This is a genomic window from Streptomyces sp. Root431, assembly GCF_001426585.1.
GTDB lineage: Bacteria > Actinomycetota > Actinomycetes > Streptomycetales > Streptomycetaceae > Streptomyces > Streptomyces stackebrandtii.
This window is the reverse complement of sequence record NZ_LMEI01000011.1, coordinates 418,775-440,692: the sequence shown is the minus strand read 5'-3', so window position 1 is coordinate 440,692 and position 21,918 is coordinate 418,775. Positions and strand designations below refer to the sequence as shown.

Annotated in this window: 22 protein-coding genes and 1 pseudogene; 8 read left to right on the top strand and 15 right to left on the bottom strand. The window is 73.0% G+C overall.

Annotated elements, in window-relative coordinates; genetic code table 11:
- Nucleotides 1-76: 76 nt before the first annotated feature.
- The gene (locus tag ASC82_RS21680) at nucleotides 77-745 is read right to left on the bottom strand and encodes a response regulator (RefSeq protein ID WP_079039399.1); all 669 of its coding nucleotides are present in this window, start codon (nucleotides 743-745) and stop codon (nucleotides 77-79) included.
- 133 nt (nucleotides 746-878) lie between these two features.
- On the opposite strand from ASC82_RS21680, the gene ASC82_RS21675 reads away from it, so the two are divergent.
- The 4 genes from ASC82_RS21675 (at nucleotide 879) to ASC82_RS21660 (ending at nucleotide 4,439) form a co-directional block, all read left to right on the top strand.
- Nucleotides 879-1,862, top strand: a complete 984-nt coding sequence (locus tag ASC82_RS21675; protein ID WP_056650544.1) for a tripartite tricarboxylate transporter substrate binding protein — start codon at nucleotides 879-881, stop codon at nucleotides 1,860-1,862.
- Complete coding sequence (locus ASC82_RS21670; protein WP_056650540.1) at nucleotides 1,859-2,365, top strand: tripartite tricarboxylate transporter TctB family protein; 507 nt, start codon at nucleotides 1,859-1,861, stop codon at nucleotides 2,363-2,365. The genes ASC82_RS21675 and ASC82_RS21670 overlap by 4 nt, the downstream gene beginning before the upstream one ends.
- A 3-nt stretch (nucleotides 2,366-2,368) precedes the next feature.
- On the top strand, nucleotides 2,369-3,865 hold the full coding sequence (locus ASC82_RS21665; protein ID WP_056650536.1) for a tripartite tricarboxylate transporter permease: 1,497 nt from the start codon (nucleotides 2,369-2,371) through the stop codon (nucleotides 3,863-3,865).
- A gap of 154 nt (nucleotides 3,866-4,019) precedes the next feature.
- Nucleotides 4,020-4,439 carry a DUF6299 family protein gene (locus ASC82_RS21660; protein ID WP_056650533.1) on the top strand — a complete coding sequence of 140 codons (420 nt, stop codon included), beginning with the start codon at nucleotides 4,020-4,022 and terminating at the stop codon, nucleotides 4,437-4,439.
- A gap of 3 nt (nucleotides 4,440-4,442) precedes the next feature.
- On the opposite strand, the gene ASC82_RS21655 is transcribed toward ASC82_RS21660, so the two are convergent.
- Nucleotides 4,443-4,925, bottom strand: coding sequence for a DUF402 domain-containing protein (locus ASC82_RS21655; RefSeq protein ID WP_024761761.1), 483 nt, complete (start codon nucleotides 4,923-4,925; stop codon nucleotides 4,443-4,445).
- A complete protein-coding gene (locus tag ASC82_RS21650; protein WP_056650530.1) occupies nucleotides 4,906-5,829 on the bottom strand; it encodes a GNAT family N-acetyltransferase in 924 nt (307 codons plus the stop codon). The genes ASC82_RS21655 and ASC82_RS21650 overlap by 20 nt, the downstream gene beginning before the upstream one ends.
- A 74-nt stretch (nucleotides 5,830-5,903) precedes the next feature.
- Here ASC82_RS21650 and ASC82_RS21645 point away from each other — a divergent pair, with 74 nt between their 5' ends.
- Nucleotides 5,904-6,278 (top strand): GntR family transcriptional regulator, encoded by a 375-nt coding sequence (locus tag ASC82_RS21645; RefSeq protein ID WP_056650529.1) that lies wholly within the window; start codon nucleotides 5,904-5,906, stop codon nucleotides 6,276-6,278.
- An 18-nt stretch (nucleotides 6,279-6,296) separates the two neighbouring features.
- Here ASC82_RS21645 and ASC82_RS21640 read toward each other — a convergent pair whose 3' ends face one another.
- From ASC82_RS21640 to ASC82_RS21625, 4 genes and pseudogenes are all read right to left on the bottom strand, one after another.
- The gene (locus ASC82_RS21640; RefSeq protein ID WP_024758091.1) at nucleotides 6,297-7,415 is read right to left on the bottom strand and encodes a DUF5925 domain-containing protein; all 1,119 of its coding nucleotides are present in this window, start codon (nucleotides 7,413-7,415) and stop codon (nucleotides 6,297-6,299) included.
- A 74-nt stretch (nucleotides 7,416-7,489) separates the two neighbouring features.
- Nucleotides 7,490-8,254, bottom strand: a complete 765-nt coding sequence (locus ASC82_RS21635) for a polysaccharide deacetylase family protein (RefSeq protein WP_056650856.1) — start codon at nucleotides 8,252-8,254, stop codon at nucleotides 7,490-7,492.
- Nucleotides 8,255-8,517: 263 nt separating this feature from the next.
- Nucleotides 8,518-9,495: pseudogene (locus tag ASC82_RS21630) on the bottom strand (glycosyltransferase family 2 protein); the annotation flags it as partial.
- Nucleotides 9,492-10,322 carry a glycosyltransferase family 2 protein gene (locus tag ASC82_RS21625; protein WP_056650525.1) on the bottom strand — a complete coding sequence of 277 codons (831 nt, stop codon included), beginning with the start codon at nucleotides 10,320-10,322 and terminating at the stop codon, nucleotides 9,492-9,494. The gene ASC82_RS21625 and the pseudogene ASC82_RS21630, both read right to left, overlap by 4 nt.
- 646 nt (nucleotides 10,323-10,968) lie before the next feature.
- On the opposite strand from ASC82_RS21625, the gene ASC82_RS21620 reads away from it, so the two are divergent.
- Nucleotides 10,969-11,775 carry an SGNH/GDSL hydrolase family protein gene (locus tag ASC82_RS21620; protein WP_056650518.1) on the top strand — a complete coding sequence of 269 codons (807 nt, stop codon included), beginning with the start codon at nucleotides 10,969-10,971 and terminating at the stop codon, nucleotides 11,773-11,775.
- Here ASC82_RS21620 and ASC82_RS21615 read toward each other — a convergent pair.
- Nucleotides 11,759-12,748: a serine/threonine-protein kinase gene (locus tag ASC82_RS21615; protein WP_056650853.1), complete on the bottom strand. Its 990-nt coding sequence runs from the start codon at nucleotides 12,746-12,748 to the stop codon at nucleotides 11,759-11,761. The two genes, ASC82_RS21620 and ASC82_RS21615, sit on opposite strands and share 17 nt — an antisense overlap.
- Before the next feature lie 313 nt (nucleotides 12,749-13,061).
- Between ASC82_RS21615 and ASC82_RS21610 the strand changes: the two genes are divergently transcribed.
- Nucleotides 13,062-13,334 carry a hypothetical protein gene (locus ASC82_RS21610; RefSeq protein WP_079037679.1) on the top strand — a complete coding sequence of 91 codons (273 nt, stop codon included), beginning with the start codon at nucleotides 13,062-13,064 and terminating at the stop codon, nucleotides 13,332-13,334.
- Nucleotides 13,335-13,571: 237 nt separating this feature from the next.
- Here the strand turns inward: ASC82_RS21610 and ASC82_RS21605 are convergent, their stop codons facing one another.
- The 3 genes from ASC82_RS21605 to ASC82_RS21595 form a co-directional block, all read right to left on the bottom strand.
- Nucleotides 13,572-14,768 (bottom strand): CaiB/BaiF CoA-transferase family protein, encoded by a 1,197-nt coding sequence (locus ASC82_RS21605; RefSeq protein WP_056650516.1) that lies wholly within the window; start codon nucleotides 14,766-14,768, stop codon nucleotides 13,572-13,574.
- Nucleotides 14,769-14,851: 83 nt separating this feature from the next.
- Nucleotides 14,852-15,628 carry an ABC transporter permease gene (locus ASC82_RS21600; RefSeq protein WP_056650513.1) on the bottom strand — a complete coding sequence of 259 codons (777 nt, stop codon included), beginning with the start codon at nucleotides 15,626-15,628 and terminating at the stop codon, nucleotides 14,852-14,854.
- Nucleotides 15,625-16,563: an ATP-binding cassette domain-containing protein gene (locus ASC82_RS21595; protein WP_056650510.1), complete on the bottom strand. Its 939-nt coding sequence runs from the start codon at nucleotides 16,561-16,563 to the stop codon at nucleotides 15,625-15,627. The genes ASC82_RS21600 and ASC82_RS21595 overlap by 4 nt, the downstream gene beginning before the upstream one ends.
- Nucleotides 16,564-16,626: 63 nt before the next feature.
- On the opposite strand from ASC82_RS21595, the gene ASC82_RS21590 reads away from it, so the two are divergent.
- The gene (locus ASC82_RS21590) at nucleotides 16,627-17,370 is read left to right on the top strand and encodes a TetR/AcrR family transcriptional regulator (RefSeq protein ID WP_056650506.1); all 744 of its coding nucleotides are present in this window, start codon (nucleotides 16,627-16,629) and stop codon (nucleotides 17,368-17,370) included.
- Here ASC82_RS21590 and ASC82_RS21585 read toward each other — a convergent pair.
- From ASC82_RS21585 to hmgA, 4 genes are all read right to left on the bottom strand, one after another.
- Nucleotides 17,357-18,583 (bottom strand): type ISP restriction/modification enzyme, encoded by a 1,227-nt coding sequence (locus tag ASC82_RS21585; RefSeq protein WP_056650503.1) that lies wholly within the window; start codon nucleotides 18,581-18,583, stop codon nucleotides 17,357-17,359. The genes ASC82_RS21590 and ASC82_RS21585 overlap by 14 nt on opposite strands.
- A 54-nt stretch (nucleotides 18,584-18,637) precedes the next feature.
- Nucleotides 18,638-19,633: a hypothetical protein gene (locus ASC82_RS21580; RefSeq protein WP_056650500.1), complete on the bottom strand. Its 996-nt coding sequence runs from the start codon at nucleotides 19,631-19,633 to the stop codon at nucleotides 18,638-18,640.
- A gap of 150 nt (nucleotides 19,634-19,783) precedes the next feature.
- A complete protein-coding gene (locus ASC82_RS21575) occupies nucleotides 19,784-20,533 on the bottom strand; it encodes a GntR family transcriptional regulator (RefSeq protein WP_056650497.1) in 750 nt (249 codons plus the stop codon).
- Between the two features lie 40 nt (nucleotides 20,534-20,573).
- Nucleotides 20,574-21,887, bottom strand: a complete 1,314-nt coding sequence (gene hmgA / locus ASC82_RS21570; RefSeq protein WP_056650495.1) for a homogentisate 1,2-dioxygenase — start codon at nucleotides 21,885-21,887, stop codon at nucleotides 20,574-20,576.
- Nucleotides 21,888-21,918: the final 31 nt, after the last annotated feature.

The window sequence follows — 21,918 nt, the reverse complement described above, 5'->3', positions numbered from 1 at the left end:
AGGGGGAGATGGCGATCCTTAGGACCCCTTTAAGGCGGAGGTAAGAAGCGCCTGAGGAACAGCCCGGGAGCCGGCCCTACCCCAGTCGCCGGTAGCGCCGCTCCGGCCGCCCCGTCCCCCCGTACCGCAGCGTGATCTCCGCGCGGCCCGTCTGGGCGAAGTACTCCAGGTAGCGGCGGGCGCTCACCCGGGACAAGGCGCCGGCCTCCGCGCACTCCGTCGCCGAGAGGCCCTCCGGGTGGGTGCGGAGGATCGAGTCGACCAGGTCGGCCGTGTGGGCGGCGAGGCCCTTCGGGAGCTCGCGGGAGCCCCGGGGGCGGGTGCCGAAGATCTGGTCCACGTCCTCCTGGCGGGCCTCGGCCAGGTCGTCGAGGCGGCTGCGCAGCGAGGCGACGTGGCGCAGCTGCTCGTGCAGCGCCGCCTGGCTGAACGGCTTGATCAGATAGTGCAGCGCCCCGGCGCGCAGCGCCGAGCGGATCGTGCCGACGTCCCGCGCCGCCGTGATGAAGAGCGCGTCCATGCCCATGCCCGCGGCGCGCAGCTCCCGCAGCACCTGGATGCCGTCCATGTCCGGCAGGAAGACGTCGAGCAGTACGAGGTCGGGCCGGAGACGCTCGGCGGCGCGCAGCGCCTCGGCGCCGCTGTGCGCGACCCCGGACACCGTGAAGCCCTCCACCGCCGACACATAGCGGCAGTGCAGCTTGGCGACCATGAAGTCGTCGTCCACCACCAGCACATTCGTCACGCCGACACGCTAGGTCGCGACCACAACGACCACAACGTCCATTGATTGCGGAAGAGAGACAGCTTCTTCACGTACCGGCAACATGTGGGCCACCTCACACCCCCCATTCCCTCCTACCTGAGAGGCGGCACACGTGCGTCTGCGCACCCCCCTCGCTCTCCTCGGGTCGGCGCTGCTGGTCCTCCTGGGTCCGCCGCTGCTCACCACCGGCAGCGGATCCGACACCGGCACGCAGATACCCGGACTGCGCTTCATGGTTCCCAACACCCCCGGCGGCGGATACGACATCACCGCGAGGACCGCCGCCAAGAACGCCGAGGAGGCGGGCCTCACCGGCGACATCGAGGTGTTCAACCTGCCCGGCGCGGGCGGCACCGTCGGCCTCACCCGGCTCGTCGGCGAGCGCGGCAACGGCCGCCTCGCCATGTCCATGGGCCTCGGCGTCGTCGGCGCCGTCCACACCAACAAGACCCCCAGGACCCTCGCCGACACCACCCCGATCGCCCGGCTCACCGAGGAGCAGGACATCGTCGTGGTCGGGAAGAACTCCCCGTACAAGACGATCGAGGAACTGCTCGTCGCCTGGAAGAAGGACCCCGGCAAGCTGCCCGTCGGCGGCGGCTCGTCGCCCGGCGGACCCGACCACCTCGCCCCGATGCTGATGGCCCAGGCCGCCGGGATCGCCCCCAAGGACGTCAACTACGTCCCCTTCGACGGCGGCGGCGAACTCCTCGCCTCCATCCTCGGCAACAAGGTCGGTTTCGGCGTCTCCGGCGTCGGCGAGTACCTCGACCAGATCAAGGCGGGCGAGCTCCGCCTCCTCGCCGTCACCGGCCCGAAGCGCGTCCCCGGCCTCGACGCCCCCACCCTCCGCGAGGCCGGTCTCGACACCGAGTTCACCAACTGGCGCGGCATCGTCGCACCGCCCGGCCTCTCCGACGCCGAACGCGAGAAGCTCGTCGGCCTCGTCACCGAGCTGCACGGCTCGCCGCAGTGGCGCGAGTCCCTGGAGAAGCACGGCTGGAACGACGCCTTCCTGCCCGGCGAGGAGTTCGGCACGTTCCTCACCGCGCAGGACCGGCGCGTCGCCTCCGTCCTCAAGGAGCTCGGCCTGTGACCACGAACCTGAAGACCTGGCTGCGCGAGCGGTCCGAGCTCGGCGTCGGCGTGCTCCTCTTCCTCCTCGGCGTCCTCGTCCTCACCGACGCCCTCACCCTCGACGCCGACGTCACCGGCCGCGGCCCCGTCGGCCCCGCCACCGTCCCCCTCGTCGTCGGCTGCGGCCTCCTCGTCGTCGCCGTCCTCCTCAGCGTCGACGTCCTGCGCGGCGGCCGCGGCGAGGCCGAGGCCGGCGAGGACGTCGACCTGACCGAGCCCGCCGACTGGCGCACCGTCCTGCTCCTCGCCGGCGTCTTCCTCGCCTTCGCCGTCCTCATCGGCCCCCTCGGCTTCCCCGTCGCCGGCGCCCTCCTCTTCTGGGGAGCGGCCTACGCCCTCGGCAGCCGCCACCTCCACCGCGACCCGCTGATCGCGGCCGCCCTCTCCCTCTTCACCTACGGCGTCTTCGACAAGCTGCTCGGCGTCCCGCTGCCCGGCGGCCCGCTGATGGGAGTGATCTGATCCATGGATTCCCTGTACTCCCTCATCGACGGCTTCGGGACCGCCCTCACCCCGATGAACCTGCTGTGGGCCGCCGTCGGCGTGCTCCTCGGCACCGCCATCGGCGTCCTGCCCGGCATCGGCCCCGCCATGGCCGTCGCCCTGCTGCTCCCGGTGACGTACGGACTCGAACCGACCGGCGCCTTCATCATGTTCGCCGGCATCTACTACGGCGCCATGTTCGGCGGCTCCACCACCTCGATCCTGCTCAACACCCCCGGCGAGAGCGCGGCCGTCGTCGCCGCCATCGAGGGCAACCCGATGGCCAAGGCGGGCCGCGGCGCGCAGGCCCTCGCCGCCGCCGCCATCGGCCACTTCGCCGGCGGCATGATCGGCACGATCCTGCTCGTCGTCCTCGCCCCGACCGTCGCCGCGCTCGCCGTCGACATCGGCGCCCCGGACTACTTCGCCCTCATGGTCCTCGCCTTCATCGCGGTGACCTCCGTCCTCGGCTCCTCCCGCATCCGGGGCCTCGCCTCCCTCCTCATCGGCCTCACGATCGGCCTGGTCGGCCTCGACCAGATGACCGGCCAGCAGCGCCTCACCTTCGGCTCGCTCCAGCTCGCGGACGGCGTCGACGTCGTCATCGTCGCGGTCGGCCTCTTCGCGATCGGCGAGGCCCTGTGGGTCGCCGCGCACCTGCGCCGCACGATGGGCGAGGCCATCCCCGTCGGCCGGCCCTGGCTGGGCAAGGACGACGTGACGCGGAGCTGGAAGTCCTGGCTGCGCGGCCCCCTGATCGGCTTCCCGCTCGGCGCGATCCCGGCCGGCGGCGCGGAGATCCCCACCTTCCTCTCGTACGTCACGGAGAAGCGGCTCTCGAAGCACAAGGAGCAGTTCGGCAAGGGCGCCATCGAGGGCGTCGCCGGACCCGAGTCGGCGGCCTCCGCCTCCGCGGCGGGCACGCTCGTCTCGATGCTCACCCTCGGCCTGCCCACGACCGCCGTCGCCGCCGTGATGCTCGCCGCCTTCCAGCAGTACGGCATCCAGCCCGGCCCGCTGCTCTTCGAGCGGGAACCCGACCTGGTGTGGGGCCTGATCGCCTCGCTCTTCGTCGGCATGGTGCTGCTGCTCGCGCTCAACCTGCCGCTCGCGCCCGTCTGGGCCAAGCTGCTGCGCATCCCGCGCCCGTACCTCTACGCCGGCATCCTCTTCTTCGCCGCCGTCGGCGCGTACGCGGTGGGCGGTGAGGCGCTCGACCTGGTCATCCTGCTCGTCATCGGGCTCATCGGCCTCGGGATGCGGCGCTACGGACTTCCGGTGCTGCCCGCCGTCATCGGCGTCATCCTCGGCCCGGCCGCCGAACAGCAGCTCCGCCGGGCCCTCCAGATCAGCGACGGCTCCCTGACGGGCCTGGTGAACACGCCGTTCTCGGTCACCGTGTACGCCGTCGTCGTGATCCTGCTCGCCTGGCCGCTGCTGAGGAAGGTGATCGTCCGCCGCCGTCACGTGGCGGCCTGACGGACGGGCGGAGCGCGGGCGGACCGTACGATCGTATCCCTGACCGAAAAGTCCTCAACTCGCCCCCGATGGGGTGAGTTTCGGACATCGGGCGGCTTGATCCGGTATCCCTGGCGGGCAGCACCATCCCCCACGCCCCGAAGGGACCCCGCCCATGCGCGTCCGCACCGCCCTCACCGCCCTCGCCGCAGGCATCCTGCTCGCCGCCGCCGTCGCCCCTCTCGCCCAGGCGGGAGAGGCCGACGGCCTCTCCGTCCACGGCTACGGCACCGTCACCGACGACAGCACCGTCACTCTCTCCGGCACGTACCGCTGCGTCGACGACAGCGCGGGTCCCGTCTTCGTCAGTTCCACCCTCGTCCAGGGGAACCGTTCCGTCGGGATCGGCGGCACCCGGGCCGTGTGCGACGGGGAGACCCACGAGTGGGTCAACACGTCCGTCGTGAAGGACCCCGCCTACCAGCCAGGCGCCGCCCGCGTCGAGGCCACCCTCGTGCAGCTCACGGCCGGCGAGATGGGCCTGCCGACGCCCGGCTTCCTCGCGACGGAGAAGTCGGACGTCGAGCTGCACTGACCCCTACCGACCCAGCAGGTCGACCAGGCCCTCACGGCCGAGCACTTCGAGCTCGTCGAGGGCCACGACCGCACGGGCCGCCGCCTCCGGGTCGGAGGCGGCGAGGCCGCTCGCCTCGAACTCGTCCTCGTCGAGCCGCAGCACCTCACTGCCGTCCGCCGACACCCACAGGTCCAGGTCCAGGTCCTCGACCACCACCCCCGCGCCGTCGATCTCGGCCGGCCGGGTGATGTCGCAGTACCAGCCCTTGAGGGTGCCGTCGGCGGACCACACCTCCTTGACCGTGTACCAGCGGTCGCGCCAGTAGTGCTCCACGAAGACGTCACCCGGCTCGAACCGCACGAAGCCGAAGTCCCGTACCCCCTCGGCGGCCCACGGGGCGCGGACCGAGAGCCGGCCCCCCTCCTCCGTGAGGACCTCAGCCGGGTAGCGGATCTTCGTCCGCCCCGCCTTCACCAGGGTGATCTCAACCGATCGTCCGGACATGCCGTACCTCCACCGCACCGATCTCGTATCCGAACCACTTGTTGATCGCCAGCATCGGTTCGTTGCCGGCGTCGTTGCTGGTGAACGCCTCCACACAACCCGCCGCACGGGCCCGGTGCAGGGACGCGGTCTTGGCGAGCTTCGCGAGCCCGCGGCCGCGGAAGGCGGGCGCCGTGCCCGTCATCCCCGAGTTGTACCGGCCGAGCCCGTCCGTCTGCGCCGCGCTGAACGCCGCGGGCACCCCGTCCACCACCGCGATCGTCGTCAGCGCCCGGTCGTGGAGGGGATGGTTCCAGGTGGTCTCCCGCCAGTGCGCGTAGTCGTCCAGCGAGGCCCCCACGTCACCCGGCTCGTCGGCGGTCGTCACCGCGTCCAGCTCGAAGATCGGCCGCGGATCGGCGTCGAAGGCCTCCGCCGGCAGCAGCTCGACACCGGCCGGCGGCTCCTGGAGCGGCGGCAGTTCGGCCGTCGTCAGGTCGAGGCGGAGGAAGTGGGCGGAACGGCTCGGCGCGTAGCCCCGTCGCTCGGCCCACGCGCGGTCCTCCGGCGTGTCCATGACCCAGCTGTACAGCGTCCGCGCGCCCTGCTCCGCGAGGTGCTCCTCGGCCGCGCGCAGCAGCGCCGTCCCGGCACCGATCCGCTGCCGCGCGGGGTCCACGTACACGTTGACCGAGCCGATTCCCGGCTCCTGCGCGTCATGGGCGATCCGCTGCTGGACGGTCCCGATGATCTCGCCGTCCTCGGTCACCGCGACGAGCGGTCGCTCGTGGCTGTCGGGGTGGGCGTTCGCCCAGTCGAACACGAGCTGCTCGGCGGTCGCGAGCATGTAAGGAACAGAGGCCCGGCGCACCCGGGCGAAGCCCTCGGCGTCCTCGGCACGTACATCACGGACGATCACAGTCATGTGGCCGCACGCTACGTGCGGAGGATGCGCCGCCGCCTCCCATTTTCCTGCGGGGTGGGGGCAGAATCGGAGGGGTGACACTCACCATCGCCGTGGACCACGAATCCACCACCGCTCCCTACGAACAGCTGCGTGCCCAGATCTCGGAGCGGGCCCGGTCGGGCAGACTGCCGGTCGGATACAAGCTGCCGACGGTACGCGGGCTCGCGGAGCAGCTCGGCCTCGCCGCGAACACGGTCGCCAAGGCGTACAAGGCACTGGAATCGGACGGGGTGATCGAGACCCGCGGCCGCCACGGGACCTTCGTCGCGGCGGCCGGCGACGCGGCGACCCGCCGGGCCGCCACCGCCGCCGCCCAGTACGCCGAGGAGGCCCACCGCCTCGGCCTCAGCCGAGAGGCGGCGGAGGCGGCGGTCAGCGAGGCCCTGCGCGCGGCGTACGACGACTGACGGACCGTCTCCACCGCCCTACAGGTAGAGCCCCGCCCCCGCCGTACGAGGCTCCGGGAGTTCCGTCGAGGGCGTGCCGCGGCGCAGCGCGAACAGCTCCGCCAGCGTCGCGCCCTCGCGCGGCACGCCCTCCTCGCGCCCGAGCCAGGAGACCGACTCCGCCCTGGTCAGCGGCCCGACCTCGACGCGGGCCAGACAGCGGCCGGGGCGGACCACGGCCGGGTGGAGCCGCTCCAGGTCCTCGTTGGTGGTGACACCGACCAGGACGTTGCGCCCCTGCCCGAGCAGCCCGTCCGTCAGGTTGAGCAGCCGCGACAGGGCCTGCCCCGCCGTGTGCTTCGCCTCGCCCCGGATCAGCTCGTCGCAGTCCTCCAGGAGCAGCAGCCGCCAGCGGCCCTTCGCCGTGCCCTCGTCCTCCCCGATGGCGATGTCCATCAGATAGCCGACGTCGTTGAACAGCCGCTCCGGGTCCAGGACGCAGTCCACCTGGCACCAGTCGCGCCAGGACCTGGCCAGGGTCCGCAGCGCGGACGTCTTGCCCGTCCCCGGCGGCCCGTGCAGCAGCAGGAGCCGGCCCGCGATCGACTCGGGCGTCACCTTCATCAGCCGGTCCATGGAATCGGCCACCGGCGCCGAGTAGTTGGGCCGGACCTCCTCCCACGTCCCGGCGCTGATCTGCCGGGTGGTGCGATGCGGGCCGCGCCGGGGCGACACGTACCAGAACCCCATGGTCACGTTCTCCGGCTGCGGTTCCGGCTCGTCCTTCGCCCCGTCGGTCGCCTCCTTCAGGACCCGCTCGGCGAGCTCCGCCTCCGAGGCCGTGACCGTGACGTCCGCGCCGCGGTTCCAGCGGGAGATCAGCAGCGTCCAGCCCTCGCCCTCGGCGAGCACGGCGCTGCGGTCGTCGTCCTTCGCGGCCCGCAGCACCCGCGCGCCCGCCGGGAGGAGCGTCGCCTCGGGCTTGACCCGGTCCAGGGTGGTGCTGTGCGAGTGGGGCTGCTCGCCGGTCGCGAAGCGGCCGAGGAAGAGCGCGTCGACGACGTCGGCCGGCGAGTCGCTGTCGTCGAGGTTGAGCCTGATCGGCAGCGACCGCTGCGGTTCGGACGGTACCGGTGGGGTGTCAGCCATGGCGCCCATGATCCGGCAACCGGGCATTCCGTGCACCGTGTTTTGAACGGGACGTTCCCCCCGGTCCCCGGCTTGGCGGTACGTCAGATCCAGTGGCCCCGCACGGCCCCCCGGGCGCGCCGCACGAGCGCGTACCCCTTCGTCGCGACCCGGTCCGCCGCGAAGTTCCACGCGAGGGCCCGGCCCTCCACGAGCCGGGTGAACTCCTTGATGTCCGTCGACCGGCGCACGGTGACCCGCTCCAGGGCGTACGGCCCCTGGCAGCGGCAGGCCAGGGCGTTGCCGACGGCGAGCGCCTGGGCGAACCCGGCCTCCCGGACCGTCCGCCGGACCCGCCGGCTGGAGTAGCCGTACGGATACGCGAAGGAGACCGGGGCGGTCCCGAGCTCCTCGCCGACGATCTCCCGGCAGCGCAGCGTCTCGAAGCGCAGCCGCCGCGCGTCGAGCTGGTCGAGCTGCGGATGGGTGTGGCTGTGGCCGCCGATCTCCGTGCCCGCGTCGGCCAGTTCGCGCACCTGTCCCCAGTCGAGCATGGTGTCGAGGGCCCCGCCTACTTCGTGCTTGCCGCGCAGCCAGCCGGTGGAGACGAAGACGGTGCTCGCGAAGGAGTGCTCGGCGAGCACCGGGAGGGCGTGCCGGTGCACGCCCTCGTAGCCGTCGTCGAAGGTGACGAGGAGCGGCCGCTCGGGCAGCGGGCCGCCGGTGCGCCAGGCGGTGGCGAGCGCCGCGGTCGTCAGCGGGGTGAACCCACGCTCGGCGACCACCGCCATCTGCGCGGCGAACGCCTCGGGGGTGACGGAGAGCCCCAGGGTGGCGGGGGCCGGATCCCGGTCGACGGCGTGGTACATGAGGACGGGCACGCCCCGGGCGGGTACGGCTCCGGTCTCCGCGCTCACGGGGTGGCCCCCTCGGGGGTGCTGTCCTGCCCGGCGGACACCTTCACCGCGGGCGCCTGCGCCGCGCTGTCCTCCGGCGCGCTGCCCTTGGCCGCGCTGCCTTTCGCCGCGCTGCTCTTGGCCGCGCTGCTCTTGGCCGCGCTGCCCTTGACCGTGCCGTCCTTGGCCGCGCTGTCCTTCGCCGTGCTGTCCTCGGTCCGTTCGATCGGTCCCCAGGAGAAGGCCGGCCCGCCGCGCCGGGCCCGCAGGGTGCCCAGCGCGTAGCCGCCGGCGGCGACCGTCACCCCGGTCACGATCGCCCCGGCCCGCCCCGCGCCGCCGGACCGGCCGCGCAGCGCGTCGCCCACCCCGCGCAGGACGCCCGAGGGCAACACCCGTGTCGTGTAGCGCCGTTCGGACTCCAGGCCCTTCTGTGCGCCGACGCTCTGCGCGACGAGCGCTTTGGAGAGCCCCTCCGCGTACACCCGGGTGCGGAAGTAGCCGAAGCGCTCGCGGACGGCGGGCACCTTGTGGTGGATGACCGCCCGGTCGTCGATGAGCAGGATCGCCCCGGGCAGCGACTTGGCGAGCCGGATGCACAGCTCGGTCTCCTCACAGCCGAGGGGCCGCCGGTCGCCGTCCCGGCCGATGCCGGTGGCGAAGCCGCCCGCCGCGTCGAAGGCGGTGCGGCGGAAGGAGGCGTTGCCGCCGAGGACGTTGCGCACCCGGACCCGGCCCGGGGGCAGGCCCCGGTACGTACAGCCGACGACCCAGTCGAACTCCTCGGGGAACCAGGCGGGCCGGCGGCCGGAGGCCCAGGCGGGCAGGGTCCGGCCGCCGACGGCCATGACCTCGGGCCCGTCGTAGGCGGCGGCGAAGTGGTGGAGCCAGTCCCGCTCGGCGACGGCGTCGTCGTCGAGGAAGGCCACGAACTCGCCCCGGGAGGCGGCGATTCCGGTGTTGCGGCCGGAGGAGAGGCCGCGGGGGCCCGCGTTGGCGAGCACCCGCACCTCCTCACGGAGCCGTTCGTCCGCGTACTCCTCGGTGAGCCGTTCCAGGAGCCGCTCGTTGTGGTCGACCACGAGCAGGGTCTCCAGCGGCGGCAGCGACTGCTTCCGTACGGAGTCGACGGCAGCAAGGATGTCCTCCCACCGCTCCTCCGTGTAGACGCAGATCACCACCGAGAAGCCGTGCGGGGACGTGCTGTCGCTCAAGACGCCTCTCCCCGGGGGACGTTGACCGAGAACGCGGCGGGACGGCGGCGGGCGGCCTTCTTGAGGCCCTTCTCCCGCAGGATGACCTTGAGGACCCGGATCCCGTCGCGCACGGCGTTGAGGTTGCTGACGCCGTGGATGCGCAGGTATTCGTGGCTGGGCACTTCCTGGACCTTGAGGCCGGCCTTGACGACCCGGATGTTGATGAGGGTCTCGATCTCGAATCCGGTGCAGTCGAGCGTGACCTTGTCGAGGCAGTGGCGCCAGAAGGCGTTGTAGCCGTAGCAGAGGTCGGTGTAGCGGGCGCCGAACTTCCGGTTGACGAGCGTGCAGAGCGCCCAGTTGCCGAGCCGGCGAATGGTCGTCATGTCGTCCGTGCCACCGCCGTTGGCGAATCGCGAGCCCTTGGCGAAGTCGGCGCCGCCGACGAGGGCGGAGACGTAGGAGACGATCTCCTGGCCGTCGGCCGAGCCGTCCGCGTCGACCATGACGATGATGTCGCCCGTGCAGGCGGCGAAGCCGCTGATCAGGGCGTCGCCCTTGCCCTTGCCGACCTGCTTGACGACCTTGACGTCCGGCCGGAGTTCGCGGGCGACGTTCACGGTGTCGTCGGTGGAATTTCCGTCGACGAGGACGACTTCGTGGATCCATTCCGGCAGCGTCTTGAAGACGTACGGAAGATTTTCGGCTTCATTCATTGCGGGAATGACGACACTCACCGGGGGAGTGATCGCCAAATGCGAGGTGATAGCGCGGTACTGGGCCGCTATTCGACTCGGCTCGGTCATTTCTTGGCCCGTAGTGGCCGGGCGCAGGAACGAGCTCATGGGTCTGGATTCCCTCTCGTCCGGTGGGCCGCCCACCCCTTGGGCGGTCCGATGGTGTGTCCGGTTCGAAAGGGGGGTGCTCGCCCCGCCCGCACAGGAAGGATCTCCTTGCGGGATCGGCGAGTTGGCATGACTGGCCGCGCGGTACCCGCGACCCGGCGCACGTACGAACACCGAGCACGGCACCCCCCTACCGCGCCCCGCACGGGAGCCATCGCGACGCTAGGGCCCTCCCCTGAGCCGCTGTGCCGATGGACCTGTGCGGGTGAGATGTACGACGGTATTGATGAATGGGACTGTATGGCAAGTCCCTGATCTGTGGCCCGCTTTTCCGCAGTTTGGCGAAGCTTCGCCGGTCAGATGCGTAACTGTCCCGGTCGGATTTGATCAATCCGTTTGCATGCAGGGAACAGTGATGCGGGGTCACGCTTCTGTGCTTTGTTGTGCGAATGTGTCGCGTTCTCGTTCGATCACATATCGGGAGCGGAGGTTCCGCTTCCTGTCGTGGCCGGATCTCGACGGTCGGCACCGGAGGATCGCTTGAGGGGCAGTGGAGTTCATCCCCAGTTTTGACATGAACACTTCCGGTCGGCCGGATCCGATGCTACTACCTGGTAACGCAGAGATCCTGCTACAGGGAGGTTCCATGAGACTGTCCCGCTTCGCGGCCCTTTCGTCCTCGCTCCTGCTCGGCGCCGTCCTCGCCCTCACCGGGGCGAGCGCGGCTCAGGCGGCCGAAACAGCCGCCCTCGACTATGTGGCACTGGGGGACTCGTACTCCTCCGGCGTCGGCGCCGGCAGCTATGACAGCGCCAGTGGCGACTGCAAGCGCTCCACGAAGGCGTTTCCGGTGCTCTGGAAGAACGCCAACGCCCCGTCATCCTTCGCGTTCACCGCTTGCTCGGGCGCCCGAACGGGTGATGTGACCGCGAATCAGCTCGGCCCCCTGTCCGCCGCCACAGACTTGGTCTCCCTCACGATCGGGGGAAATGACGCCGGTTTCGCCGACGTCATGACGACCTGTGTGCTTCAGTCCGAGGCCACCTGCATCAGCCGTGTGAATCAAGCCAAGGCGTACGTGGACTCCACGCTGCCCGGCAAGCTCGACTCCGTCTACACGGCCATCAGGAACAAGGCACCCGCCGCCCGGGTCGTCGTCCTCGGCTACCCGCGCTTCTACAAGCTGGGCGGCAACTGCGTCGCCGGCCTGAGCGAGAGCGAGCGCTCCGCCATCAACGGGGCGTCGGACTACCTCAACGCGGCCGTCGCCAAGCGCGCGGCCGACCACGGCTTCGCCTTCGCCAGCGTCGTCCCGCCCTTCACCGGCCACGAGATCTGCTCCGGCTCCGCCTGGCTGCACAGCGTCAACTGGCTCAACATCGGGGAGTCCTACCACCCGACCGCCGCAGGCCAGTCGGGCGGCTACCTGCCGTCCTTCAACGGGGCGGCGTAGCGGACCCGTCCCCAGGACCCGTGGAGCCGGGACCGGCCGGCGCGGTGCTCGTCACCCCGCCCGGACCGGGACCGGCGCCCGGTTCCCCGTCCCGCACGAGGTGGTACGTCAACGCCCCCGTGATCAGCAGGACCCCGACGAGCCCGGCCGTCAGGACCGGGCCGCGGCGGGGTCGTGCCGATCGCCGGGGCGGCGGCGCCCCGGCGGAACGCGCCGCCGAAGCCCGGGCCCCCGGGCCCTCGCCTTCCCCGTTCCCCGGTACGGGGGACGACTGGGACCGCGCGGACCCCGCCGTCCGCGACGGGGCCTTCGGGGCGATCCGCCGCAACTCCGTCTCGGCCTGATCCGCCGTCAGGGCCGACTCGGGGTCCTCGCTCAGCAGCCGGTCGATCACCGGCGTCAGCGGCCCCGGCCGCCCGCCCACGGCGGCGTCGAGGAGCGTCCCGAGGGACCGCGCCTCTTCCGCCGCGTCCGGCTCGCCCTCGGGGGGCGGGACGCCGATTCCCGTACCGAATCCGGTGACGACGACCCGGCCGTCGTTGGCGAGCAGGACGTGCCCCGGGTTCACGCCCCGGTGGTGGACCCCCGCCTCCCGCGCCGCCCGGAGCGCGGCGACAACCTCGGCGCCGACGCGCGCGGCCTCCGGCGGGGCCAGTGGGCCGCCGGCCTCCAGCGTCTCGGCGAGGGTGAGGCCGCGGATCAGCTCCATCACGACCCACGGCCGGCCGTCCTCGGTGGCCACGCCGTACACCGTCGCCACCGAGGGGTGGGAGATCAGGGCGGCCGCCCGCGCCCCGCGCTCCAGGCGCGCGTACAGCAGGGGGACTTCGTCGGCCGGCAGTCCGGCCGGGGCGCGGAACTCCTTGAGGGCCACCTCATGGACGAGCGTCTCGTCGAGGGCGCGCCAGACCGTGCCCGTCGCCCCTTCCGCGAGGACGTCCAGCAGCCGGTAACGACCCGCGATCACCGTCATGGCTCCACGGTAACCGAGCGGTGTCCCTCCGACTCCGTTCCGTACGGGATCGCGCGGCGGGACGATCTTGGTGTCGGAGATCACACACGTCTCCGTGTCCGGAGGTCGCAGCCCGGGGTGCAGGATGGTTCGTGACGGTTCGACAGGTGTTCGAGGCCTGTCCAACTCACCCTGGAATCAGATGGATTCGGACGGTGACCGTCAACCCTCGTACGGGTGCGGTGAATCCCGTCGGTGGGATACACGGGTGTGACAGTGGAGCGATAGGGTTAGCCTGCCCGGGCCGGGTGCCCTTGTACGGGTGGGGAGTGACATGGAACAGATAGCAATGCGCAGCAGGCCGCGAGTGCCTGCCATCACCTGCGGGAGCAGCGCGACGAGTTCGCGGCTGGACCGCCATCTCGCGGTGCTCGGCGGTCCCGCCGTGCCCCAGCGCGAGGTGGCCGAGGCGACGCTGCTGATGCGGGAACTGACGTCGCGTATGCCGGAGGCGCCGGTGCACAGCCACCGCGGCCGCAGTGCGCGCGTCTCGCTCTTCGCCCCGCTTCGCCGCCTGCGTCGCTCGCTCTTCGGCGCGCGCCACTGAGGAAGCCGGGCCGCGCGTCCCCGAGGTCGCCCGCCCGCTTCCGCCCGGACTCCCGTACGAATCCGCTCGCGACAACGCCGGACGTGTCCCCGCCCGTCCGGCGTTTCGTCGTACCCGCAGCAGTCGGCCACAGGCGGTCGGCCGCAGACAGTCGCCCACAGGCAGTCGGCCGCACCGGTCGGCCTTGCCGTCCGGCCGTGCCGGTCGGCGCCGTCCCGGCGTGCCGCCGCGTGACGGTCAGGCGATCACGCCCGCGCTCCTGAGCTCCTTCACCTCCGCCTCGGGCACCCCGAGCTCCCCAAGGACCTCGTCCGTGTCCTGCCCGAGGGCCGGGATCCGGTCCATCCGCGCCTCGGGCCCGTCCGGGAAGACGATCGGCGGCAGCAGGGAACGCAGCGGCCCGACCGGGGAGTCCACCGGCCTCCAGCGGTCCCGGGCCGTCAGCTGGGGGTGGTCCGCGAGCTCCGCGACCGAGTTCAGCCGGGCGCAGGCGACGCCCGCCGCGTCGAGGCGCGCCAGCGCCTCTGGGGCCGTGAGCGGGGCCAAGGCCTCCGCCACCGCCGCGTCCGTCGCCGCGCGCCCCGCGACCCGGGCCGTGTTCGTCGCGAAGGCCGGGTCCTCGGCGAGCTCGGGGCGGCCGAGGACCTGTTCGGCGAGCCGCCGCCACTCGCGGTCGTTCTGCACGGAGAGCAGCACCAGGCCCCCGTCGGCCGTCGGATAGGCGTCGTACGGGGCGATCACCGCGTGCGCGAGCCCCGTTCGCGCCGGGGCCGTGCCTCCGTGCGACCCGTGGTGCAGCGGGTGCCCCATCCACTCGGCCAGCGAGTCGAGCAGGGAGACCTCGACGGGGCCGCCGCGGCCGGTCGTGCCGCGCCGTACGAGTGCGGCGAGGACGCCCGAGAAGGCGTACATCCCGGCGGCGATGTCGGCCGCCGGGATCCCCGACTTGACCGGCTGGTCCGGGGTGCCGGTCACCGAGACGAGGCCCGCCTCGCACTGGACGAGCATGTCGTACGCCCGCTTGTGCGCGTACGGACCGGCGGCCCCGTACCCCGAGACGTCCACGGCGATCAGCCGCGGGTGAGCGGCGCAGAGCGTGGCGGCGTCGAGGCCGAGCCGGGCCGCGGCGCCCTGCGCCAGGTTCTGGACGAAGACGTCGGCGCCCGCCACCAGGCGCCGGGCGAGCGCCAGGCCCCGGGGGTCCTTGAGGTCGACCGCCACCGACTCCTTGCCGCGGTTGCACCACACGAAGTGCGAGGCGAGGCCGCGGGCGGCCGTGTCGTACCCCCGGGCGAAGTCCCCGCCGTCGGGGCGCTCGATCTTGACGACGCGGGCGCCGAGGTCCGCGAGCTGCCGGGTGGCGAAGGGCGCGGCGACGGCCTGCTCGACGGCGACGACCGTGATCCCTTCGAGGGGGAGTGGCTGAGTGCTCATGACAGCCCTGCCTACCCTGCCGGGCCGTCCCTGTCATCAGGGGATGCGTCACCCCGGGCGGGTCGCGCCGTGGGCCGCACCCGTCAGCGGCGGGCGTAGCGGCGGACCGCGAGCGGGGCGAAGAGCGCGATCAGGGCGAGCGACCAGAGCAGCGACCCCGCCACCGGGTGGGCCACCGGCCAGGCCGCGTCCGCCGGTACGGGCGCGTTGCCGAAGAGCTCGCGCACCGCCGTCGTGACCGCCGAGATCGGGTTCCACTCCGCGACCGTCCGCAGCCAGCCGGGCATGCCGTCCGTGGGGATGTACGCGTTGGAGAGCAGCGGCAGCATGAACGTGGCGCTGCCCAGCTGGCCGGCCGCCTCCTCGCTCTGCGAGGCCAGGCCGAGCAGGATGCCGACCCAGGTCGTCGCGAAGCGGAAGAGGAGCAGCAGGCCGAAGGCGCCCAGGGCCTCCAGGGCGGTGCCCTCGATCCGCCAGCCCATGGCGAGGCCGACGAGGATCAGCGGGACCGTGCCGACCGCGCTCGCGACGAGGTCGGCGAGCGCCTGCCCGAGGGGGACGGCGGCGCGGCTCACGGGCAGGGTCCGGAAGCGGTCCATGACGCCCCGGTGCGAGTCCTGCGCCGCCTGGAACATGCCGGTCATCAGGCCGCCTGCGGCCGTCGCCACGAGCATGCCGGGGACCAGATAGGCCCGGTACTCGGCGCCCGGCATGGCGAGCGCGCTGCCGAAGACGTACCCGAAGAAGAGGAGGAAGACGATCGGCATCGTCTGGGTCATGACGGTGATGGCGGGGGCGTGCCGGATCCGCTGGAGGTGGCGGCCGAGGACGGCGGTCCCGTCGTGCACGAGGGCGCTCACGCGATGAGCTCCTTCCGGTCGGTGAGGCGCAGGAACACCTCGTCGAGGGTGGGCGGACGCAGGGACGCGTCGACGATGTGGACCCCGGCGGCGTCGATCTCGCGGACGATCCGGGGGAGGGTGAGCGTGGTGTCCGCGGTCACCGCGCCGACCGTGCGGCGCTCGGCGTCCAGGACCGGGGCGCCGCCGGTGAGCCGGTCGAGGACGGCGGCGGCCGCCTCCAGGAGCGAGGGGTCGGCGACGACGACCTCGGCGTGGCTGCCGATGAGCGCCTTGAGCTCGGCCGGGGTGCCGCGCTGGGCGACCCGTCCCTCGTCGATCAGGACGATGTCGTCGGCGAGCTGATCGGCCTCCTCCAGGTACTGGGTGGTCAGCAGGACGGTCGTGCCCTCGGACGCCAACTCCCGTACGGCGTCCCAGATCCCGTTCCGGCTGTGCGGGTCGAGGCCGGTCGTCGGCTCGTCGAGGAAGAGGACGGCGGGCCGGACGAGCAGGCTCGCGGCCAGGTCGAGCCGGCGCCGCATCCCGCCCGAGTAGGTGCGCGCGGGCCGGTCGGCCGCGGCGGTCAGGCCGAACCGCTCCAGGAGTTCGCCGGCGCGGGAGCGCGGGGCGCGCAGGAGCCGGGCGAAGAGCCGGAGGTTCTCGGCGCCGGTCAGGTCGCCGTCGACGGAGGCGTACTGGCCGGTGACCGCGATCTTGCGGCGCACGCCCGCAGGGTCGCGCACCACGTCGAGCCCGGCGACCCGGGCGCTGCCCGCGTCGGGTGCGACGAGGGTCGTCAGGACCCGGACGGCGGTGGTCTTGCCGGCGCCGTTGGGGCCGAGGACGCCGCAGACCGTGCCCTCGGGGACGGCCAGGTCGAGCCCGCGCAGGGCGTGGACCTCCCCGTATCGCTTCTGCAGACCCTCACTAAGTACAGCGTACGTAGTCGTCATGGCGCGACCATACCCCACTACGTACGGCGTACGTAACTACGATGGTGAGCGAGGTGATGATCCATGGCGGGCCGAGCGGCCGAACCGGAAGTGATCTGGGCACGGCCCGAGCGGACGGGCCGCGGCCCGAAGCCGGCGTACACCCGACGGGACGTCGTGGACGCGGCCGTCCGCATCGCCGACGCCGACGGCATCGACGGGGTCTCCATGCGCCGCGTCGCCGCCGAACTGGGCTGCGGCACCATGTCGCTCTACAACTACGTCCCCCGCAAGGAGGACCTGTACGAGCTGATGGTCGACGCGGTCAGCGGCGAGTACGAGCTACCCGACGAGCCCAGCGGCGACTGGCGCGCCGACATGACCGCGATCGCCCACCAGAGCCGCGCGATCATGTACCGGCACCCCTGGCTGCCGCGCGTGATGACCACCGCCTACGGCTTCAGCCCCAACGCCCTGCGCTTCCTGGAGTGGTGCCTGGGCTGCCTCACGCCCCTGGACGCCCCCGCCGGGCTCAAGATGCAGCTGATCGCCATGGTCAACGGCACGGTCATGGCGACCGTCGCCAACGAGCAGGCCATCGCCGAACGCGCCCGCGGACTTCCCTGGTCCGAGGCGGAGGAGCAGGCCGTCCGCGGCGCCTACCTCATGGGACAGGTGACGAGCGGACGCTACCCGCACCTCGCCGGACTGCTCGCCGAGGCCCCCGCCGCGCCCGTCGATCCCGACGAGATCTTCGCGATGACCATCGCCCGCCTCCTCGACTCGTTCGCGCCCCCGACCGGGGGAACGAGCGTCACAGGAGCATGAACTGCCCCTCCGGACCCTCCTCCTGGTGATCGAGGACGGACGCCGGGCGGCGCGCCCGGTCCGGCGGCGGCAGCACCCCCGCGGCCCGCAGGTCCGCCCCGCCGACACCCCCGGCGGCGAACGCGGCCCGCTCCGGCTCCCGCGCGCCGAGCAACGCCAGCACGGTGATCAGGTCGAGCAGCTCCGAGGTCCACTCCTGCGGCCAGTCGCCCGGCCCCATCGCCTCCAGGGACCCGGGCTCCGCCGGCGCGGTCCGGTGCGCGAACCACTGCTCCAGCACCCGCACCCCGCCGACCCGGTACTCCCACGCCTCCACCGGCACGGGAGAGATCCGGCCCCCGCCGAGATCGAGCACCTCGTCCCCGGCGTCGTACGCGATCGCCGTCGGCCGCGCCGGAACCGCCGCCCGCACATAGGGCCGGCGCCCGCCCGGCAGCCGCGGCTTCGTCCCGCTCCACGCTCCGCGCGCCTGCACGTCCACGAGCTCCCGGCCGAGCGCCACGCCCGCCGCCCACACCTCCGGGTCCCCGGGCAGCGGGACCCGGCACCCGGCGGGGGAGGGGAGCGCCGCAGCCACGGTCCACGCCAGCCACTCCCGGGCGTCGACCTCGCGCCCGTACCGCTCCCCGAGGAAGTCGAGCAGGCCGGGGGCGAGGTTCGGCTCCAGCCCCCCGGGGCGCCGGAACAGCGGCCGGATGCGGCCCGGGCGGCCCGCCGGGGAACGCCCCTCGGGGAGCGCGGCGGTCACCAGGAGCGCCGGACCCGGCGCCCCCGGCACGTACCCCTGCTCCACGGCGAAGAGCTGCGGCCCACCGGCCACCCGCCACAGCTCCGGGCGCGCCGTGTCGATCAGGCGGTGGTCGGGGAGCAGCCACTGCTCGTCGAACGGCCCGTGCGCCACCCGCACCGGCTCCGGGCACGGCCCCGGCTCACGCGCGAACCGCGCCGTCCCGGTCCGCTGACCCGGCAACGCCGCCACCGCGCTCCCCGGCGTACGCGCCCGACTCGGTCGGAACAACGCCTCCCGCTCCGCCCCCTCGGCCGCCGCCAGCCTGTCCCAGCGGGCCCTCAGCGTGCGGGCGTCGGGAGCCACGACCCACGCCCGCCCGAACCGCAGCGGGGCCACGGCCCACGGCATCAGCTCGTCGAGGAGGGGCGGCTCGTCGTCGGCGCGGGGGGCTTGCGTCCGGGGGGCTTCCGTCACGCCCCGCATGCTAACGAGCGCCGTCCGCGCGCGGCCAGAAGCGGCCGCGCCGTGGCGGGTCCGTCAGCGGCGCCACCTGCGGTGGCGCGGGGGTTTCGGCCGGGCCGCCGGTTCGAGCGGAGCGAGGTCCTCCAGGAGGCGGCGGTACGCCTCGGGGTCCTGCTCGAAATCCGCCCCGGCCGCGAGGGCGGCCCGCTCGCCGTCCTGTCCCCGGAGCAGGTCGACCGAGGTCTGCGTGAACCGCTCCCGCAGGCCGTGCCGTTCTGCGTCGGCCAGCAGCCGACGCAGTTCGGCGACGGCGGCCGCGGCGTCGGCGCGGGCAGCCGGTCCGGCTTGGAGTCTGTTGCCCAGCCCGGCGGCGGGGGCCGCCGTCTCCAGCAGCGGGCGCAGCCGGTCGGCGAGCTCCCGGGCGGTCGCCGCCGCCGCCCGCGCCTGTGGTCCGGCCTCCCGCAGCACCCACAGGGCGCGGACCAGTTCGGGATCGGGCGCCGCGCCGAGCTCCCCTCGCCGCCCGGTGTCCCGCACCGCGTCGACCGCCCGCGCGTAGTCCTCGGACGCCCACCCGGCGGCCTCGGCCAGCCGGATCGCGCGGCGCACGAGCCGCGCCTCCACGCCGAGGACCCGGGGGAGGGCCCGGAGGTTTCCCCCGACCAGGCCGGTCATGATGAGCAGCACCCCCAGCAGCAGGAGGGCGTCCGCGGTGGTGAGGTCCTCCTCCGCGTCGGTTGCGACGTCGTACAGGTCCCCCCGGTCCGGTCCTTCCGTGAGCATGAACCCGGACTCCCAGCCGTAGCCCCGGCTGTCTCCGTAGTTCGGCGCCTTGAGGCTGTCGCTCCGGCCGGCGTCGCAGTGGTAAGGCCCCTCGCGCGTCTTCTCCGCGTACGGATCGCTCCACCGGACCCGGCAGGTGCCGTCGGCCTCCTCGTGGACCACCGCCAGGTCGATCTGGCGCGACGCGGGCAGCCCCCCGTCCGGCTCGATCGCGTACAACCCGACCGAACACGCGAAGAGCGTGAAACCGGCCGTCAGGACCCAGCGGAAGAACGGTACGTGCCTCATGTGGTCAACCCCCCGCCGTCAGCCTCGCACGGTGCGGACCGGAGGGCGAGAGGCCGGTTCCGGCAGCGTGTCGCCGCCGCCTTTGCCAGGGTCCGGCAGGCGCCGCCGTCTCTGCTCCAAGGTCCGGCAGGCGCCGCCGCTCCGCAGGCGTCAGTGCGCCTCCACCGTGACGGTGAAGGAGAAGCGGTCGCCGCGGTACCGGATGCGGGCCACGTCGACGACCCTGCCGTCCTCGTCGTAGGTCACACCGGTGTAGTGGAGGATCGGCGAGAGCAGCGGGACCTGGAGCAGGCCCGCCGTCTCCGGGTCGGCGAGGCGGGCCTCGACCGTGTCCGTGATGCGGCTGATCCGCACCCCGACCACGTCCCGCAGCACCTTCGTCATCGGCCAGCGCTCCAGGTCCGCCGGATCGATCGCCGCGGCGAGCTCCGGCAGGACCGCGTTCTCCACCCAGTTCGTCGGCTCGCCGCTCTCCCCGTCGCGGCGCAGTCGCCGGTACGCCACGACCTCCGCCACGTCCGGGAAGTACTCGGCGAGCTCGCCCGGCACCGGTACGGCGCCGTGCCCGAGGACCGTCGTCCGCTCGCCCGACTGCTGGGCCACGATCGCGTCGATCGAGCCGAGCAGCCGGCGCGGGGTGGAGCGGCGGGCACCCGGCTCGATGAAGGTGCCGCGCCGCCGGTGCCGGCTGATGAGGCCCTCCTCCTCCAGCTCTTTGAGGGCCTGGCGCATGGTCAGCACGCTCACGCCGTAGTGGGCGGCGAGCTGCTCCTCGGTGGGCAGCCGCAGCGAGGCGTCGGGCGTGCGGCCCAGTATCGAGGCGCGCAGCGACTGCGAGACCTGATACCAGAGCGGCAGCTTGCGGTTCAGGACCAGCGAGTCGGGAGCGAAGGCGGTCACGTGTTCTCCGTACGAGGGCTACGGGCTTACGGCCGGGACTCTACGGCCGGAAGTGGCGCTCAAGACCCTGCCATACGTCGTCGTATCCCTTCTGCAGATGGTCGGCGTTCGCGGCCTGCGGGGTCGCGGTCACCGGCCAGCGGGTCTCGAACATGAAGGCCAGGCCGTCGTCGATCCGCTGCGGCCTCAGCTCCGCCGCGCTGGCCTTGTCGAAGGTCTCCCGGTCGGGGCCGTGCGCCGACATCATGTTGTGCAGCGAGCCGCCGCCGGGCACGAAGCCCTCGGCCTTGGCGTCGTACGCGCCTTCGATCAGGCCCATGTACTCGCTCATCACGTTCCGGTGGAAGTACGGCGGGCGGAAGGTGTCCTCGCCGACGAGCCAGCGCGGGGCGAAGACGACGAAGTCCACGCCCGCGAGCCCCGGGGTGTCGGACGGCGCGGTGAGGACCGTGAAGATCGACGGGTCGGGGTGGTCGTAGGAGATCGTCCCGATGACGTTGAAACGGCGCAGGTCGTAGACGTACGGGGTGTGGTTGCCGTGCCAGGCGACGACGTCCAGCGGGGAGTGGCCGTAGGTCGCGGCCCAGAGGTGGCCGCAGTACTTGTTGACCACCTCGACCGGTCCCTCGACGTCCTCGTAGGCGGCGACGGGGGCCCGGAAGTCGCGGGCGTTGGCGAGGCCGTTGGCGCCGATCGGGCCGAGGTCGGGGAGCTGGAAGGGCGCCCCGTAGTTCTCGCAGACGTAGCCGCGGGCCGTCTCGTCGAGGAGCTCGACGCGGAAACGGACGCCGCGGGGGATCAGCGCGACCTCGCCGGGGTGGGCGGCGAGCAGGCCGAGCTCCGTACGGAGCAGGAGGCCGCCGCGCTCGGGGACGATCAGGAGCTCGCCGTCGGCGTCGCCGAAGACCCGCTCCATGGAGGCGTTCGCGTGGTAGAGGTGCACGGCCATGCCGGTGCGCTGGGTCGCGTCGCCGTTGCCGCCGAGGGTCCACAGGCCGGCGAGCCAGTCGGTGCCGGGGGCCGGTTCGGGCAGCGGGTTCCAGCGGAGCCGGTTGGGGTCGGGCACCGTCTCGGTGAAGGGGGCGCCGCGCAGCGAGCCGTCGTCGATCCGCGTGAACGGCGGGTGCGCGGCCGAGGGGCGGATCCGGTAGAGCCAGGAGCGGCGGTTGTGCGCCCGCGGCTCGGTGAAGGCGCTGCCGCTGAGCTGCTCGGCGTAGAGGCCGAGGGGTGCGCGCTGCGGCGAGTTGCGGCCGTGCGGCAGCGCGCCGGGGACCGCTTCCGAGCTGTGCTCGTTGCCGAATCCGGTGCTGTAGTCGAGCGCCTCGGCCGTCTTCCTGGCCTGCTCCGTGGTCATCGCCCGCTCCTGTCCTGAGCCCACAAGGGAA

Coding starts and splice junctions, on each gene's coding strand:
- ASC82_RS21665 (WP_056650536.1), top strand. CDS start 2,369: ATGGATTCCCTGTACTCCCTCATCGACGGCTTCGGGACCGCCCTCACC.
- ASC82_RS21660 (WP_056650533.1), top strand. CDS start 4,020: ATGCGCGTCCGCACCGCCCTCACCGCCCTCGCCGCAGGCATCCTGCTC.
- ASC82_RS21655 (WP_024761761.1), bottom strand. CDS start 4,925: ATGTCCGGACGATCGGTTGAGATCACCCTGGTGAAGGCGGGGCGGACG.
- ASC82_RS21650 (WP_056650530.1), bottom strand. CDS start 5,829: ATGACTGTGATCGTCCGTGATGTACGTGCCGAGGACGCCGAGGGCTTC.
- ASC82_RS21640 (WP_024758091.1), bottom strand. CDS start 7,415: ATGGGCGCCATGGCTGACACCCCACCGGTACCGTCCGAACCGCAGCGG.
- ASC82_RS21635 (WP_056650856.1), bottom strand. CDS start 8,254: ATGTACCACGCCGTCGACCGGGATCCGGCCCCCGCCACCCTGGGGCTC.
- ASC82_RS21625 (WP_056650525.1), bottom strand. CDS start 10,322: ATGAGCTCGTTCCTGCGCCCGGCCACTACGGGCCAAGAAATGACCGAG.
- ASC82_RS21620 (WP_056650518.1), top strand. CDS start 10,969: ATGAGACTGTCCCGCTTCGCGGCCCTTTCGTCCTCGCTCCTGCTCGGC.
- ASC82_RS21615 (WP_056650853.1), bottom strand. CDS start 12,748: ATGACGGTGATCGCGGGTCGTTACCGGCTGCTGGACGTCCTCGCGGAA.
- ASC82_RS21610 (WP_079037679.1), top strand. CDS start 13,062: ATGGAACAGATAGCAATGCGCAGCAGGCCGCGAGTGCCTGCCATCACC.
- ASC82_RS21605 (WP_056650516.1), bottom strand. CDS start 14,768: ATGAGCACTCAGCCACTCCCCCTCGAAGGGATCACGGTCGTCGCCGTC.
- ASC82_RS21595 (WP_056650510.1), bottom strand. CDS start 16,563: ATGACGACTACGTACGCTGTACTTAGTGAGGGTCTGCAGAAGCGATAC.
- ASC82_RS21590 (WP_056650506.1), top strand. CDS start 16,627: ATGGCGGGCCGAGCGGCCGAACCGGAAGTGATCTGGGCACGGCCCGAG.
- ASC82_RS21585 (WP_056650503.1), bottom strand. CDS start 18,583: ATGCGGGGCGTGACGGAAGCCCCCCGGACGCAAGCCCCCCGCGCCGAC.
- ASC82_RS21580 (WP_056650500.1), bottom strand. CDS start 19,633: ATGAGGCACGTACCGTTCTTCCGCTGGGTCCTGACGGCCGGTTTCACG.
- hmgA (WP_056650495.1), bottom strand. CDS start 21,887: ATGACCACGGAGCAGGCCAGGAAGACGGCCGAGGCGCTCGACTACAGC.